We start from the raw sequence: 14,978 nt of genomic DNA, 5'->3' as shown, positions 1-14,978 counted from the left end.
GCCGGGAGACCATGGTGCAGGAACAGTTCGCGCTTGAAGACAAGGACTTTCGCAAGCTGTCCAAGCTTGTGATGGATACGGCCGGCATCGTGCTGAGCGAGCGCAAGCGTGCCTTCATCCATGGACGGCTGGGGCGGCGGCTGCGCGCGCTCGGCCTGGCGGACTTCTCACAATATTGCCGTCTGCTGGAAACGGATGATGGTGACGATGAGCTGCGCAATTTCATCAACGCGGTCACCACCAATCATACGAGCTTCTTCAGGGAAGCCCACCATTTCGATTTCCTTTCGCGGGTCATCATTCCCGAATTCCTCAGCGGGAATTCGACGCGCCTGCGGATCTGGTCTGCGGGCTGCTCGACCGGGGAGGAGCCCTACAGCATCGCCATGACCTTGGCCGCCGGCCCGACGGCGCTGATGGAGCGCGACGTCAAGATCCTCGCGACCGATCTCGATACGAATGTGATCGCCCGTGGGGCCGAGGGCGCATACGAGCTGGAGCGGGCCGAGGGTATCCCGGATGCCTATCGCAAGCGGTTCACCCGGCTGCGCGACAGCGAGGTCGTCATGAACGATGAGCTCTGCAGGCTCATCACTTTCGCCCATCTCAATCTGCTCGGGCCCTGGCCGATGTCGGGGCCCTTCGACATCATCTTCTGCCGCAACGTGGTGATCTATTTCGACAAGCCGACCCAACGTCGCTTGTTCGACCGCTACGCCAATCTGCTCAGGCCCGACGGCTGGCTGATCGCCGGGCACTCCGAAAACCTGCTCGGCGTCTGCGAGCGTTTCGATCTGGTCGGACGAACGATCTATCGGAGGCGCAGATGATCAAGGCGAAGAGCAGGCGGCGTCAAACGACGGATGCTTCGGTCACCGACGACCTTCTGACCTGCCCTCGGAAGTATCGCGACGAGCGCTTTGACGCGATCGCGGTCAAGCTATTTCCGGGAGAGCACTATGTCACCGACGCCGTGGACGAGATGCTCGTCACCGTGCTCGGGTCCTGTGTTGCAGCCTGCATCCGTGACCCGCAAACCCGGGTCGGCGGCATGAACCATTTCATGCTGCCGGAGAGCTTTGGCGGTTGGGGCGACGTGTCCGACGGGATGCGCTATGGCAATGTCGCGATGGAGCGGCTGATCAACGATATTCTCGCCCGGGGCGGCGCCCGACGCCGCCTGGAGATCAAGGTGTTCGGCGGCGCCAATGTGCTGAATGGCATGGCGAAGATCGGGCATCGTAACGCCGACTTCGTCGAAGACTATCTGGCGGCGGAACACCTTCCCATCGCGGCGTATCACCTGCGCGGCTCGCTGCCGCGCCGTGTTCACTACTTCCCGGTGACCGGCCGCGTGATGCTGCTCGAATTGCCGCGCGCCGATCATGATGCCGTTGTCCGCAACGAGACGTCCTACAAGACACGAATTCAGGTCGAGCCCGTGGCCGGGTCGGTCGAGATTTTTTGAGGCAGTAAGAGATGAGTGCCATTCGCGTTCTGATCGTCGACGACTCCGCCTTCGTGCGGCAGATGTTGACGGATCTCCTTTCAAGTGATCCGGGAATCGAGGTCCTCGGCGCCGCGCCCAATCCGATTGTGGCGCGCGATATGATCAAGTCCCTCAATCCTGATGTGCTCACGCTCGACATCGAGATGCCGCGTATGGACGGCCTCGCTTTTCTGGACAAGATCATGACCCTGCGTCCGATGCCGGTGCTGATGATTTCATCTCTCACGCAAAAAGGTGCGGATACGGCCGTGCGTGCGCTGGAGATGGGAGCCTTTGACTGCGTGGCGAAGCCCGTCATTGGCCTCGTCGAGGGACTGCCGGCCTTGCGCGACGAGATCGTCAGCAAGGTCAAGGCGGCCGCGGCGGCGAAGATCCGGCCGCGCTCTGGAGACGCGGTCCGCCCGCTACAGCGGCCCGGCGTGTCGTATAATTCGTCCGAAAAGATCATTGCGGTGGGCGCGTCGACCGGCGGCGTCGAAGCGCTGCAGGAGCTGTTGATGGCTTTTCCGGCGGATGCGCCCGCCGTCGTGATCACGCAGCACATGCCGGCGATGTTCACGGCGTCCTTCGCCAACCGCCTCAATCAGCTGTGCGCAGTCACCGTCAAGCAGGCCGAGAGCGGCGAGCGGGTGCTGCCGGGCCATGCCTATATCGCACCGGGCGGCTGCCATCTGGAGCTCGCCCGCAACGGCGCGAACTACGTTTGCCGGGTTCACGACGAACCGGCCGTGTCGGGACACCGGCCGTCGGTCGACGTTCTGTTCCGGTCCGTCGCCCACGCCGCGGGGCTCAATGCGATTGGCGTCATCCTCACCGGCATGGGCCGGGACGGTGCGCTCGGGCTGTTGGAAATGCGCTCGGCCGGAGCGTCGACCATCGGCCAGGACGAGGCGACATGCGTGGTCTACGGCATGCCGAAGGCGGCGCGGGAATGTGGCGCAGTCGAGATCGAGCTGCCGCTCAACAAGATTGCCGATCAGGTCCTGAAGCGGTGCGAGTCGCTCGCTGCGCGCGGCGTCAGGGTGTAATCCATGTTCGGTTGGAAACAGAGCAGCGCGGCCGCAGCGAAGCCGCCCAGTCCGGAGCCATCGCCGGCGCCTGCGCCGGTTGCACCTTCGCAGCAGGACGAGTTGATGCGCCGGTGGATCGCGTTCGCCGGCATGCAGCAGCGCGTGATCCGCACGCTTGTCAGCGAGATCCAGCAGACCTCCGCCGTGGTGGAGACCGAGGCGGACAGTCTGAGCAGCCGGTTTCAGCGTCTCGCCGTCTGCGCGGGGCAGCAGACCGAACGCGTCGAAAGCCTGAGCAAGCTCGCGATGGGCATCGAGGTCGATGGCGAGGCGATCGCGATCGATCGCATCGCGGGTCTGCTCGAGGAGACATTGAGCGACGTCGTCGAGAAGATCCTGCTGCTGTCGAAGGATGCGATGTCGATGGTTTATGCGTTGAGCGAGCTCAACGGGAACGTCAACCGCGTCGACTCCTGCATGGAGGAGTTGAACAAGATCAACCGCGTCACCAACATGCTGGCGCTCAATGCCAGGATCGAGGCGGAGCGGGCTGGAACGGCGGGCGCAGCGTTTCGTGTGGTCGCCGGCGAGGTTCGCGAGCTGTCGAGCGCCACGCAGCGGTTGTCCGTCGACATGGCGACGGAGCTGCATGCTGTCACCCAGGGCATCGAGAACGGCCACGAAACGCTGCAGCGCGTCGCGACCATCGATATGTCGCAGAACCTGATGGCGAAGGACCGTCTCGAGCGGCTCATGAATGCCCTGATCGAGCGCGGCGGCAACCTGACCGAAGTCGTCAATGAAGCCATGAAGGAAGCCGAGGTGATCTCGGCCGACGTCGCCGGCATGATCACGGGCATCCAGTTCCAGGACCGAACGCGGCAACGGCTCGAACACGTGGTCGACACGTTGCGCGTGGTCGACGAGGCGCTCGACGAGCTCAAGACGACGACGGCCGATGTCCTGGATGAACCGGTCGTGGAGGTGACGAGCGACAATGAATGGGTCAAGACGCTGCTCGATCGCTTCACGCTCGGCGAATTGAGGTCGCGCTTCGTCGCGCAGATTCTCGAAGGCAAGCAGCCGGCCGATCCGAGCGAAACGGAGGCCAGCCCTTCGCAAACCGGGACCATTGAGCTGTTTTAGGAGAGACAAGCATGCAGATCCACATGGACAACGCAGGTGGTCCGATCGCGATGAGCGGCGAGTTCACCTTCAGCGATCATGTTCCGTTCAAGCAGATGGTGACGGAAATCTTCGCCGCTCCCGGCCGGTCGGTCGTGATCGATCTTTCCAAGCTGGACTTCATCGATTCGGCCGGTCTCGGCATGCTGTTGCTGGCCCGGGACGAGGCCAAGAAGAATCATCGTGAGCTCATCCTGCGGCGGCCGAGCGGGCAGGTGAAACGCATGTTCGCGGTCACCAAGTTCAACACGCTCTTCACCGTGGAGGAGTGATCCTCGATGTATGTGTCGGTCGACCGGCAGGTTCCTGCAGACGCGTTCCTGTCCTGCTGGAACGGCGCTTCGGAACAGACGCTGCAAGCTGCCTTGGCGCGGCCCGCGCGTCGATGCATCGAAGCCGGGCTTCTCGACCGCTCCGCTGAGACTTACGAAGGCGCGGATCTGTCCGCCGACAAAGTTCTCAGTCTCGTCATCACGACGCGCTCCGCGTATCGCCACTCTGTCGTGAAGACCTATGTTCAGGCGCTCGGCGAGCGTCTTGCGCTCACCGAGGATCTGCGGATCAGGGTTTATAGCGCCGTGCAGGAGGCGCTGATGAACGCGGTTCTGCACGGCAATCTCAGGATCGACGGTGGGCTGCGTGGCAGCCTCGACGGCCTGATCGCCGCCCAGGCGATCATCGAGACGAAGCTCGAGTCTCCGGAGGTCGGCAGTTCGATGATCTGGTTGGACGCAGATTGGACGTCGTCCGCGCTCGCCATCACGGTCCGCGACAGTGGCGATGGTTACGATTACAGCGGCGTGCGGCCCGCAGCCGAAGATGGCATGTCGGGGCGTGGGCTCGAGATTCTCCAGGTGTTCTCCGACCGGGTGACCGTGCTGAACGGCGGTACGACGGTCAGGCTGGAGTTTCAGCTATGCCCTTGAGCGTACAGGGGAGCGAGGTGACCTCCGAGGACAGAATCCTGAGCGACGACATCACCGGCGCAAAGATCCTGATCGCGGATGACGATCCGCTGTGTCGCCAGCTCGTCGCCGGCGTCCTGCGGCAGCAGAAATTCACCAGGCTGGAATTCGCCGATGGCGGCCGCTCCGCCCTGGAGCAGGTCAGGAGCTTCCGGCCGGACCTGGTGCTGCTGGACATGCAGATGCCGGATCTGAACGGACTGGACGTCTGCGGCCAGTTGCGCGCCGACCCCGACTTTGCCGACGTTCCGATCCTGCTGCAGACCGCGACCGTCGACCGCAAGAAGATGGGAGAGCTGTTCTCCGGCGGTGCCTCTGATTTCCTGTCCAAACCGGTCAATCCGTCCGAGCTGATCGCACGTGTAGTCGCGCATATCGAACGCTGGAACTCGTTGCGCGAGTTGCGCTTCTATCGTGAGCGCATCTCACGCGAGCTCGAGGCGGCGCGGCGCATGCAGTTCGAGCTGCTGCCCGAGCCTGCGGCCTTGCAGGAGGCGGCGCACGCGCTCGGTCTGCGGATCGCGTCCTATAATCGGCCGTCCTCGGAGCTCGGGGGAGATCTCTGGGGCGTGCTCCCGATCGACGACGGATCGTTTGGAATCTTTCTGGCTGATTTCACCGGCCATGGCGTCAATGCCGCTCTCAACACCTTCCGCCTGCATGCGCTGATCCACGAATACAAGGAGCTGCACGGCGATCCGGGCGCGCTGGTCTCGATGCTCAATGAGCGCCTGGTCCGGCTGCTGCGCATCGGGCAGTTTGCGACATTCCTCTACGTCGTCGTGGATCATCAGAAAGGCGAGATCAGGTTCGCGTCCGCTGGCGCGCCGCCGGCGATCCTGGTTCAGGGCCCGGCGGCGCGAGCCCGGCTGTGCGATACGAGCAGCCTTCCGCTCGGCATCGAGCGAGGCGTGCAATATCTCACCTCCAAGCGCAGATTTCCCGCCGGCTCGCTGCTTCTGCTGTTCAGCGATGGCCTGCCCGAATTCCCGAATGCGAAGGGCCGCAGGATCGGCGACAAGGGGCTGGTCACGGCGCTGAATGCCTGTCCTGCCGGACTGACGCCCAAGGAGGTGATCGACCAGCTCTGTGCCGCTGCAGGCATCACAGCGACCAGCCCGCTGCCCGACGATACCACGATCGTCTGCCTTGACCGTCGCATCGCGCTGCAGGCAACGCCGTGCGATGACGGCAGGGCCGTCCGCGCGCCGGCGGCCAAGCAGGTGCCGACGAACCCGTCGAACGGAGCGCGGTGAGATGATCGCGGCCCATGATCAGCCGCTGCTCGATCAGGATCAGCTCGATCTGCTGCGTGCGGCGCTCGACCCTGGCGCGCTGCGGGCGATGTTGGCGCAGCTGCCTGCCGCGGCCGCGGCCGCGCTCGCCGCCATCACGGCGGCGCTTGCGGCAGGCGATCTCGACGGTGCGCGAAAGGCTGCGCATGTGCTCAAGGGATCCTGCTCGAGCCTCGGCGCCGCGCGGCTGGCTGAGATCGCGCGGGACATCGAGCTTGATTGCGCGACCACGGCCGAGATGGCGGCATGCCTGCCGCTGCTGTCGGAGACCATCGAGGCGACCGCGGATGCGCTGAGCAGAGTGGCGGAGCGCGCATGACGCCGCCGATGCCGAACCCGACGGGGGCGTCGTCCGGGACGCTGCTTGAAGCGATGCAGGTGCAGGCGCCGTCGGCCGCTGCGGGCGCACCGTCCTTCCGCATGTTCCTGGCGTCGGTTCTGGCCGCTGCGGCGACGGTCGTGGCGGTCGAGCTGCTGACGGATCTGCAGAAGGATCGTATCGTGTCGCTGCTGATGCTCGCCTTTGGCGCCGTGGTCGTCATGATCGTCCTGACATCGATGCTGATCCGCAAGAGCCGGCACGCCATCGCGCTCGCGAACGCACTGGCCAGGCAGAACGATCAGCTGGCGCAGACCACGCGGCTGCTGAGCGATGCGCAGCGGATCGGCAGGCTCGGCCATTGGGTGACCGATCCCAGCGGCGAGTTCGCGGTATGGTCCGATGAACTGTTCGAGATCGTCGGACTGGAGCCGGTCGATCAGGTCGCCTTCGCCAAGATGCTCGAGATCATCCACCCGGATGATGTCGGAGCCTATGTGCGCGCGAGAGACCGGTCGCGCGCGACCGGCTGCGCCTTCATCCAGGAGCTTCGCTTCGTCACACCGAACGGCCAGGTCCGCTGGGTGAGGATCGAGGCCAATGCCAGCGACGAAGCCGACGGCGTGTTTCGCGAGCGCTTCGGCATCGTCCAGGACATCACCGAGCGCAAGCTCGCCGAGATCAACGCGGATCAGGCCCGGCTGCTGCTGATGGATGCCATCGAGTCGCTGACCAATGGCTTCGTGCTGTTCGACAAGGACGATCGCTTCGTGATGTCGAATACGACATTCCGCGAAATGTTTCCGGCTTGGACCGTCCTGATGAAGCCGGGCATCTCGTTCACCGAGCTGATGCGACGGGCTTATGAGCACGGGCTGATCCGGTCGAAGGGCGATCGCTTCGAGGAGTGGCTCGCGCGCAAGACGGCCTGGCATCTCGGCGGCAGCCGGATGATCGAGCACCGCGAACTCAACGGCCGCTGGATCCAGAGCGTCGATCATCGCATCTCCGATGGCGGAACGGTCTGTCTGGTGACCGATATCACCGCCTTCAAGACGGTTCAGGCCGAGCTCGAACAGAAGCTTGCCTATGTCGAAGCCATCCGCTCCGACCTCGAGCAGCAGACGCAGGAGCTGGAAGCGAGAGGGGCCGAGCTGCGCGCGGCGCGTGATGCCGCTGAAGCCGCCAATCGGGCCAAGTCGGATTTTCTGGCCATCATGAGCCACGAGATCCGGACGCCGCTGAGCGGCATGGTCGGCATGGTCGATCTGTTGCGCGGCACCTCGCTCAGCGAGGAGCAGAAACGGTACACGGCGCTGGCCAAGGAATCGGCGGACCTGCTGCTGGAGGTGATCAACGACATTCTCGATTTTTCGAAGCTCGAAGCCGGGCGGCTGCAATCGGAATGCATCGATTTCGACGTTCCGAATCTGGTCGAAAGCGCGGTCTCGTTCATGGGCGAGAAGGCCAGGAAACGCGGCCTCGATCTCAAGGTCAGCCTCGCGCCGGGCCTGCCGCAATATCTCGAGGGCGATCCGACCCGCATCCGCCAGGTGATGCTGAACCTGGTCGGCAATGCGATCAAATTCACGGAGCACGGCTCGATCGAAGTGCGCGCCTCGCATCGCGAACTGGATGGCGGCGTCGTCGACCTCAGGATCGAGGTGATCGACACCGGCATCGGCATGTCGCCGGAGATCCTGGCGCAGATCTTCGATCCGTTCGTCCAGGCCGACACGTCGATCTCGCGCAAATATGGCGGCAGCGGCCTCGGGCTTGCGATCTGCAAGCAGCTCTGCACCATCATGGGCGGCAGCATCGGCGTCGACAGCGAGCTCGGCCGCGGCAGCCGCTTCTGGTTCGAGACCAAGTGCCGGTGCGGCGAGGCGCTGGCGCTGCCGGCCGAGACGGTCGTGACGAGTGTCGACCGCCCGCTGGACATTCTGGTCGCCGAGGACAGCCCGATCATCGCGACCCTGATCCAGAGTCTGCTGGTGAAGCAGGGGTTCAGGCCGACGATGGTGGTCAATGGCGCCGAGGCGATCGTCGCCATCTCCGACAAGGTCTACGATCTCGTCCTGATGGACGTGCAGATGCCGGAGATGGACGGCATCTCGGCCACCAAGGCGATCCGTCAACTCCCGGGTCCCGAGCGCTACGTTCCGATCATCGCGCTGACCGCGAATGCGCTGGTCGGGCAACGCGAAACCTATCTGGCGGCGGGCATGAACGACTATGTGACCAAGCCAATCCAGCCGCCGCTGCTGTTCGCCGCGATTCGTCGCTGGGCGCTGCCGCAATATGCCGACGCGCCGCCGCTGCAGGCGGGCGGCAACGGGCAGCTTGAGATGTTCGTCTCCTGACCCTGTCGCCGCAAGCGGCGATCGCCGGCGGCTTGGACCATCCGGGGCCGACGCCGGCGCCCGCGCACGTGCAGCCGCGGCGCCCAATGAGAATGGTCCAAAGCAGGATTTGCTACGGTGGACCCAGCCGGCAGCAGGACTGTGCCTTCGTCGCAGCAAGCAAAAAAATTCTGTGAGATTGCGACTTGCTCACGACACGACTTTGATGGCGCATCATTGGCGCTGGCCGCGCGGCGTGTCGCGCGGGAGGAAAGATCGATGTCGGACGTTGCAATCAACTCGGCCAATCAGGCCGTGACCAAGGGAAACCTGACGGAGGACTGGCCGGCGCTGGTCATCGGCTGATCGGCTATAGTCTCGGCCTCGGCATCATTCTCTTGGTGATCCTGGTGGCGATTAATCACCTGTTTCCCGTGCAGCTGTAAGGACACCGCCACACGCGGCCGTCATTGCGAGGTGCCCCAAGGCGACGAAGCAATCCAGAGTCCCTGTGAGGCCCTGGATTGCTTCGCTGCGCTCGCAACGACGCAGTCATGCAGTGGGACGAGCGAAGAGTGGGCAAAGCGGCGCGTGCGTCCACCCTGCGTCGACGGTTCCGGCCAACTACACCACGTGGAAATTCGACACCGAGTCGTTGGCGAGCTGGGCGACCAGCTGCAGCTCCCAGTCGATATAGGCCTGCATCGCTGCGGTGGCGTTGTCAGTGCCCTCATAGGGGCGCTTGTAGACGTCGTCAGGCGTGGAGATCCATGACTGGCGCTCCGTGTCCAGGGCGTGTCCCGCATCCGTCCAGGCGCGCGTGCCGCCCGAGAGCACGCGGAGCTCCCGCTCGGTGGCCGCCCGGGCGTCGGCGAGCGCAAAAGCAGCCTCCGCGCCGTCGGCGCTGACGAGCACGATCGGGCCATCACCGGGCAGCCTGGCGAGATCCGTGGCAAAGCGGGACGCCAGCACGAAATGCGCGGCCGGAATGTGCCCGGCCTTGTAGGCCGGACTGCGGGAGAGGTCGACGATCGTCCAGGACGCGGTGTCGGCTGCGAGTTCTGCAACATCGATCGCGGCGCCGCCAAGGTCGGGCAGCGCCGGCCGTCGCGCGGCCGGGATCACGGTTTCGGTCGGCGCAACGACGTCAGGTCCGATGATCGATGCATCCCACCCCATCTGTGTCAGCCAGGAGGCCGTCATGCGGGCGCGCACGCCGTCATCATCGAACAGCACCAGCCGCGCGCCGCGGACGCCGACCCATTCGTCGGTCGCCTGCACCAGCTGGCCGCCGGGCGCCAAGGCGAAGCCGGCCGGATGGCCGGCGGCATATTCCTCGGGCGTGCGGACGTCGAGGCAATAGAGCGTGCGCGTGCCGGCCTCGGCCTGGAAGCGCGCGAAGGTTGAGGCATCGAGCTCGCCGACCCCGACGCGCGCGGCCCAGGCCTTGGCGTCGGCCAGCGCCGCCGCGTAGCTCGCCTGCGGCCGATCCAGGACGCGCGCGGTCCTGCCGCGCTCGACCTGGTGGCCGGCCAGCGTCCAGCCGATGGTGCCGTTGCGCAGCGCATAGATCTTGTTCGGCAGCCCGGCATTGATCAGCGATTGCGTGCCGATGATCGAGCGCGTGCGGCCGGCGCAATTGACGATGATGGTGGTGTCGGGTGAGGGCGCGATCTCGCGCGCCCGGAATGCGAGCTCGCCGCCGGGCACGCTGACCCCGCGCGGAATGCTCATGGTGCGATATTCCTCGAACCGCCTTGCGTCGAGGACGACGAGATTGGACTCGCGCTCGATCAGCGCCTTGGCGTCGTCGGCGGACAGTGACGGGGTGTGCCGGATCGCCTCGACCAGCTCGCCGAACGCCTTGCTCGGCACGTTGACGTCGCGGAACACTTCGCCGACCCGGGCATAGCCCGCGAGCCCGCCGTCGAGGATCGACACGTCGCGATAACCCAGTGCATGGATACGCGGCACCGCGCGCGCCGCATGGCCTTCGCCGTCGTCATAGACCACGACCGGTGCGCTCAGCCGCGGGATCAGGTCGTGAATGCGCAATTCGATCTGCGACAGCGGCAGCGACACGGCGAAGAACGGATGCGACAGCGAGTAGGGGCCTTCCTCGCGGACGTCGAGCAGCGCCACCTCCTCCTGGGCTCGCCACCGCCGACGCAGCTCCGTCGGGGTGGTGAAGCGGACCTGGTCAGGCGGCGTTGCGGTCGGGCCAGAGGTTGGGGACGGTGTCATTCGAATATCCGGAGATGAAGTCCTTGGCGGCGCCGGTCTCCGCGTCGAACACCGCGCGGCGGATGCGGCCGATATTGCCGCCATAGACGTGGATGCTGATCGAGGAGCGGTCCGCCAGACCGTTGCTGATGGCGTGGATGTCGCCAATCTGTGGCGATACCGCGGCGGTTTGTCCAGCCCGCAGCCGTTCCGGCGGACCAGCGCGCAACGTCCCGTCCGGCAGCCGGTCATAGCTCACCGAGAGCTCCTCGCCCCTGAGCACGCCGACCAGGCCCCAGACGCGATGATCGTGCACGGGCGTACCTTGGGCCGGACCCCAGACGAAGCTGACGATCGAGAACCGCTCCAGCGGATCCGCATAGAGCAGATATTGGCGGTACTTCTCGCCGCCGGCCACGGCATAGGCCTCGGGCAGCCAGTCGTCATGTCCGACCAGCTCAGCAAGCTTGGGCGCGAGTGCGGCGAGCAGCGTCGCCTCGTCTGCGGTGCCTGCAATCAGGCGTGCGGTAGCGGCGACGAAGTCGCGGAACCGCGCGATATCAGTCATGGTCGACTCGTGGGATTGGACGGAGTGTCGAAGCCGAGGCTGCTTCGCTCACACGTGAGGGCCGAGCATCGCGATGTAGAACAGATCCTCGTTCGACAGCTCCGCCGCAGGACGCCGGATAAGAGGGCCACCAGCAACGGCACGGCTATCAGGCTGCCATTGCGCCATCAGATGGCCGAGCAAACTTCCGAGCCAGCCTTCAAGCCAGCTTTTGAGCCATGAGACGTAGCGCACGATCGCCTCCGCTTCGTTTGATCATGAGTTTGATATCATGCCTCGATCGGGATCGAACAGGGCCGGTTGCAGCCCTGCATCAATTTGGCAGATCATGCCTGCTGAAGCGCGTCGTCTGCAAATTCCTTTTCCGTGTCATGTGACTCGCGCTCGTCTGCTTCTCCCAATCCTGAGTCCGCGTCGGCATTCCGGCCCATGAGGCTCGCATGCCAATGGGTCCGGAACGCCATCCACGAGGCGTGATCTTGAAACGCGACCTCGGCGAACCATTCTACGGTCACGGCGCCGCTCGGCCAGTAGCGCTCCTGATCGTGCCAGCACACCACCGGCCAGCGCGGATTGCGGTAGGAGCGCCCGCTCTCGTCATGCAGCGACGGCCGGCCGAGATGATCGATCAGCCATGACATGACCTCTGGAAGAAAGGTCGCGGCGAACGACACGCCGTGGCGGCCGAGCCGTTGCGGCATCCGCATGACCCGCTGATCGATGATCGCGAAGGCCGGTGGCACGGCGCCGACATTGAACTGCCGGATCATCAGCAGGCGGAAACCGCATTCGCCGAGTTCGGCGGGAACGGCGTGGATCGCCGTCGGCTGCAGGGGAGCCGTCATGTTCATACCAGTGCTCCTTTCGCCTGTTCGAGCATCTCGTCGGGGGCAAGCTCTTTGCCGTCGCGCAGCACCAGCGCGCCGAATTTCGCGGCGAGCGCAGCGCAGATCGCAAGCGCTACTGCCTCTTCGCGCGGATCGCCGCCCCATGAGAGCGTCATCGCGACATCGCGTTCATCATGACGCGGCGGCGTGACCTCGGTGAAGCGCAGTCCGAATCCGGCGTCCTCGCCATCCAGCGTGCAAGGCAGGTAGCTCGCGCTCTGCAGCGGCGCATAGGTCTCATCGAGTGTCAGTGTGAATGAGAAGCGATCGATTGCCTGCTGCAAAGATGCGCGCGCAGGCACCTCAGCGCGCTTCAGATAGGCGGTAAGAACGCGGGCCATCCCATCTCTCCCGTCGGCATGCGCACGATGCCGGGCGCACAACCGTCACCTCAGGCGTGGAGACGGGCATCTGGCCCGAATCCGACGCGACGACATCAACAATCTCCGACATTGCTGCCGGTCAGGATTGTCTGATCAAGTTTCGTGCCAGTTGCCGGAGTCTCAATGCAGACGATGGCCGTCCGGGTCGTCCTGCGGAGATACGAATTGCGCAATCGCACCCGATTGATGGTGCACCATCCGCCAGACGCCGCCGATGCGTGCGAAGTGATTGGCGGCGGCGAGCGCCGCCCCATCCACCAGCTCGATGCAGAGAACGTGGCCGTGGTCGCCGTCGACGATCGCGTGCGGATCGGCACAGACGATCTGCGGCCGACCCGGATGGTTGATGATATCGCGCCAGGTTCTGATCACGGCGGCGCGGCCAACGATCGGCGACCATCCCGGATGGATGCAGGAGATGCCGTCGCGATCGGCCCAGAGCGCCGCAAGCGCGGCAAAATCACCGGCCGCGAAGGCTGCATAGAAGGCCGCGTTGGCCGCCAGGAGGTCGCTCTCGTCACTCATCTAGATGAGGTGGGCCAAGCCGCTGGTAAAATCAAGCGATGTTTGGAACCTCACAACGCTGGCTCGCAAAAACTTGCAAGCTTTTTGCAAGACCCGCTTGCAACGTCCTTGCAACGCATCAGCCGAGGTCCTGTCATGCTCGAAACGGCCATTGTCGGGGGTGGATTGTGCGGAATCGCACTTGCACGCAGCTTGCGACAACGCGGTGGAAGCTTCGCCTTGTTCGAAGCCCGACATCGCTTGGGAGGACGTGTCCTCTCTGCGCGCAGCAGCACGGGACTGGCGCTGGATCTCGGCCCGACCTGGTTCTGGCCCGACACCCAGCCGCTGCTGACCGGGCTGATTGCGGAGCTTGGCCTGTCTGATTTCGCCCAGCACGACGACGGCACGGTTCTGCACCTGAAGGAGGCGGACAAGAGCCCGGAGCAGATCAGCGGGCCGCCGCTCCACCAGGGAGCGCGCCGGCTCTCGGGCGGCATGACGAAGCTGATCGAGGCGCTCGTCCGTGATCTCCCGCCATCCAGCAGCCATACTGGCCACGAGCTGATGCGCGTCATCGATTGCGGCACGCATGTGCGACTGATCTTCGCGACATCGACAGAATCGGTCGCCATCGAGGCCAGGCGTGCCGTGCTGGCGCTGCCGCCGCGGCTGCTGATCGATCACGTCGGTTTTCTTCCCCGAACTCGACGATGCGACCTTCGAGGCGATGCGCAGTACGGAGACCTGGATGGCGGCCCAGGCCAAGGTCGTGATCGCCTATGACCAGGCGCATTGGCGTGACAAGGGCCTGTCTGGCAATGCTTTCGCGAGCCACGAGCAGGCTGTCGTCGGCGAGATATTCGATGCCTGCGATGAAGGAGGTGACAGAGCTGCGCTTGGCGGCTTTCTCGCCTTTGCGCCCGCTCTGCGCGGGACTTTCGCCGTCGGTCTTCCGATGTTGATGGACAGCCAGATGGTGCAGTTGTTCGGCGCGGAGCTGGATGGCGGCGAGCAGCATTATCAGGACTGGGCGACGGAGCGCTTCACCTGCAGCGCACTGGACCGCACCACGCCGCGCGGCGAGCACAGCGAAATCGCCAACCCGATGCTGCGGCGGCCGCTATGGGACGGGCGGCTGCATCTCGGCGGTGCCGAGACAGCAAGCCATGCGGCCGGTTATCTCGAAGGCGCAATCAATGCGGCCCGGCGCATCGAGCGCGCGATCGCCCGCGCCGCCGACGCGCCGGTCGGCGCGCGCGCCGGCATGGCCCTCGACGAGCCACTGACCGGCAATGAGGCCAGCCTCGCCTGGTTTGCCGCCTGGGTCGCCGCGCAGCGTGATGCGGCCTTCGACGACTACCGCCAGCGGCTCAACCGCAGCCTCGCGACGCAGCAGCGCGAGCAACTGACACAGCTCGCGGTTCTCGGCGCCATCGAGCAGGTGTTCGCAGCCGCGCTGCAGGTGCTCGATGCCCTGACCTTCGACATGCGCAACGTGGCGGTCGAGCGTGGGCGCTCGGCTTTGATGCCGGAAATCCAGAAGCCGTTCCGCGATGTCATGCAGTCGCTGCTCGACGACGCCATCGCCTTCAACCGCACCTCCTGCGCGCTGTCGAACTTTCCGTTCGAGCACAGGCCGCCGAAGGATTATGTGCAGACCATCCTGCGCGACATCGCCGCCGCCTGGCAGGAGTTCTCGCTCGCCGCCAATCGCCTGCTGCTGGCCAAGGCTGACGCGGTGCGCCAGCCGAGCGGGGTGTCGTCGTGACACCGGAACCGTCGGG

Annotated in this window: 16 protein-coding genes and 1 pseudogene; 11 read left to right on the top strand and 6 right to left on the bottom strand. The window is 64.9% G+C overall.

Translation table 11 applies throughout. The features are described from left to right. Nucleotides 1–11: 11 nt before the first annotated feature. From ACVIJ6_RS01865 to ACVIJ6_RS01820, 10 genes are all read left to right on the top strand, one after another. A complete protein-coding gene (locus ACVIJ6_RS01865; RefSeq protein ID WP_456771227.1) occupies nt 12–830 on the top strand; it encodes a CheR family methyltransferase in 819 nt (272 codons plus the stop codon). Then, on the top strand, nt 827–1,468 hold the full coding sequence (gene cheD / locus ACVIJ6_RS01860; RefSeq protein ID WP_456771226.1) for a chemoreceptor glutamine deamidase CheD: 642 nt from the start codon (nt 827–829) through the stop codon (nt 1,466–1,468). Before ACVIJ6_RS01865 ends, cheD begins: the two co-directional genes overlap by 4 nt. 11 nt (nt 1,469–1,479) lie before the next feature. Then, nucleotides 1,480–2,538 carry a protein-glutamate methylesterase/protein-glutamine glutaminase gene (locus tag ACVIJ6_RS01855; RefSeq protein ID WP_456771225.1) on the top strand — a complete coding sequence of 353 codons (1,059 nt, stop codon included), beginning with the start codon at nt 1,480–1,482 and terminating at the stop codon, nt 2,536–2,538. 105 nt (nt 2,539–2,643) lie between these two features. Continuing rightward, nucleotides 2,644–3,666 (top strand): methyl-accepting chemotaxis protein, encoded by a 1,023-nt coding sequence (locus tag ACVIJ6_RS01850; protein WP_456771224.1) that lies wholly within the window; start codon nt 2,644–2,646, stop codon nt 3,664–3,666. Between the two features lie 11 nt (nt 3,667–3,677). Further along, nucleotides 3,678–3,977 (top strand): STAS domain-containing protein, encoded by a 300-nt coding sequence (locus tag ACVIJ6_RS01845; protein WP_012042366.1) that lies wholly within the window; start codon nt 3,678–3,680, stop codon nt 3,975–3,977. A 6-nt stretch (nt 3,978–3,983) separates the two neighbouring features. Beyond that, nucleotides 3,984–4,631: an ATP-binding protein gene (locus ACVIJ6_RS01840; RefSeq protein ID WP_456771223.1), complete on the top strand. Its 648-nt coding sequence runs from the start codon at nt 3,984–3,986 to the stop codon at nt 4,629–4,631. After that, nucleotides 4,622–5,926, top strand: coding sequence for a PP2C family protein-serine/threonine phosphatase (locus ACVIJ6_RS01835; protein ID WP_456771222.1), 1,305 nt, complete (start codon nt 4,622–4,624; stop codon nt 5,924–5,926). Before ACVIJ6_RS01840 ends, ACVIJ6_RS01835 begins: the two co-directional genes overlap by 10 nt. Nucleotide 5,927: 1 nt before the next feature. Then, the gene (locus ACVIJ6_RS01830; RefSeq protein WP_456771221.1) at nt 5,928–6,284 is read left to right on the top strand and encodes an Hpt domain-containing protein; all 357 of its coding nucleotides are present in this window, start codon (nt 5,928–5,930) and stop codon (nt 6,282–6,284) included. After that, nucleotides 6,281–8,647 (top strand): ATP-binding protein, encoded by a 2,367-nt coding sequence (locus ACVIJ6_RS01825; protein WP_456771220.1) that lies wholly within the window; start codon nt 6,281–6,283, stop codon nt 8,645–8,647. The genes ACVIJ6_RS01830 and ACVIJ6_RS01825 overlap by 4 nt, the downstream gene beginning before the upstream one ends. Before the next feature lie 117 nt (nt 8,648–8,764). Beyond that, the gene (locus ACVIJ6_RS01820) at nt 8,765–8,992 is read left to right on the top strand and encodes a hypothetical protein (protein ID WP_456771219.1); all 228 of its coding nucleotides are present in this window, start codon (nt 8,765–8,767) and stop codon (nt 8,990–8,992) included. Nucleotides 8,993–9,250: 258 nt separating this feature from the next. On the opposite strand, the gene ACVIJ6_RS01815 is transcribed toward ACVIJ6_RS01820, so the two are convergent. From ACVIJ6_RS01815 to ACVIJ6_RS01790, 6 genes are all read right to left on the bottom strand, one after another. Continuing rightward, a complete protein-coding gene (locus tag ACVIJ6_RS01815) occupies nt 9,251–10,870 on the bottom strand; it encodes a rhodanese-like domain-containing protein (protein WP_456771218.1) in 1,620 nt (539 codons plus the stop codon). Beyond that, nucleotides 10,827–11,417: a cysteine dioxygenase gene (locus ACVIJ6_RS01810; RefSeq protein ID WP_456771217.1), complete on the bottom strand. Its 591-nt coding sequence runs from the start codon at nt 11,415–11,417 to the stop codon at nt 10,827–10,829. Before ACVIJ6_RS01810 ends, ACVIJ6_RS01815 begins: the two co-directional genes overlap by 44 nt. A 48-nt stretch (nt 11,418–11,465) precedes the next feature. Continuing rightward, the gene (locus ACVIJ6_RS01805) at nt 11,466–11,651 is read right to left on the bottom strand and encodes a hypothetical protein (RefSeq protein ID WP_456771216.1); all 186 of its coding nucleotides are present in this window, start codon (nt 11,649–11,651) and stop codon (nt 11,466–11,468) included. Between the two features lie 92 nt (nt 11,652–11,743). Then, complete coding sequence (locus tag ACVIJ6_RS01800; protein ID WP_456776874.1) at nt 11,744–12,262, bottom strand: hypothetical protein; 519 nt, start codon at nt 12,260–12,262, stop codon at nt 11,744–11,746. A gap of 2 nt (nt 12,263–12,264) precedes the next feature. Then, nucleotides 12,265–12,645, bottom strand: coding sequence for a hypothetical protein (locus tag ACVIJ6_RS01795; RefSeq protein WP_456771215.1), 381 nt, complete (start codon nt 12,643–12,645; stop codon nt 12,265–12,267). A gap of 162 nt (nt 12,646–12,807) precedes the next feature. Then, nucleotides 12,808–13,212 carry a nuclear transport factor 2 family protein gene (locus ACVIJ6_RS01790; protein ID WP_456771214.1) on the bottom strand — a complete coding sequence of 135 codons (405 nt, stop codon included), beginning with the start codon at nt 13,210–13,212 and terminating at the stop codon, nt 12,808–12,810. A 135-nt stretch (nt 13,213–13,347) separates the two neighbouring features. On the opposite strand from ACVIJ6_RS01790, the pseudogene ACVIJ6_RS01785 reads away from it, so the two are divergent. Next, nucleotides 13,348–14,962, top strand: a pseudogene (locus ACVIJ6_RS01785) (flavin monoamine oxidase family protein). Nucleotides 14,963–14,978: the final 16 nt, after the last annotated feature.

The organism is Bradyrhizobium sp. USDA 4369 (genome assembly GCF_054056435.1).
Note: the sequence above shows the minus strand (reverse complement) of the source record. Positions and strands in the feature narration are given on the sequence as shown.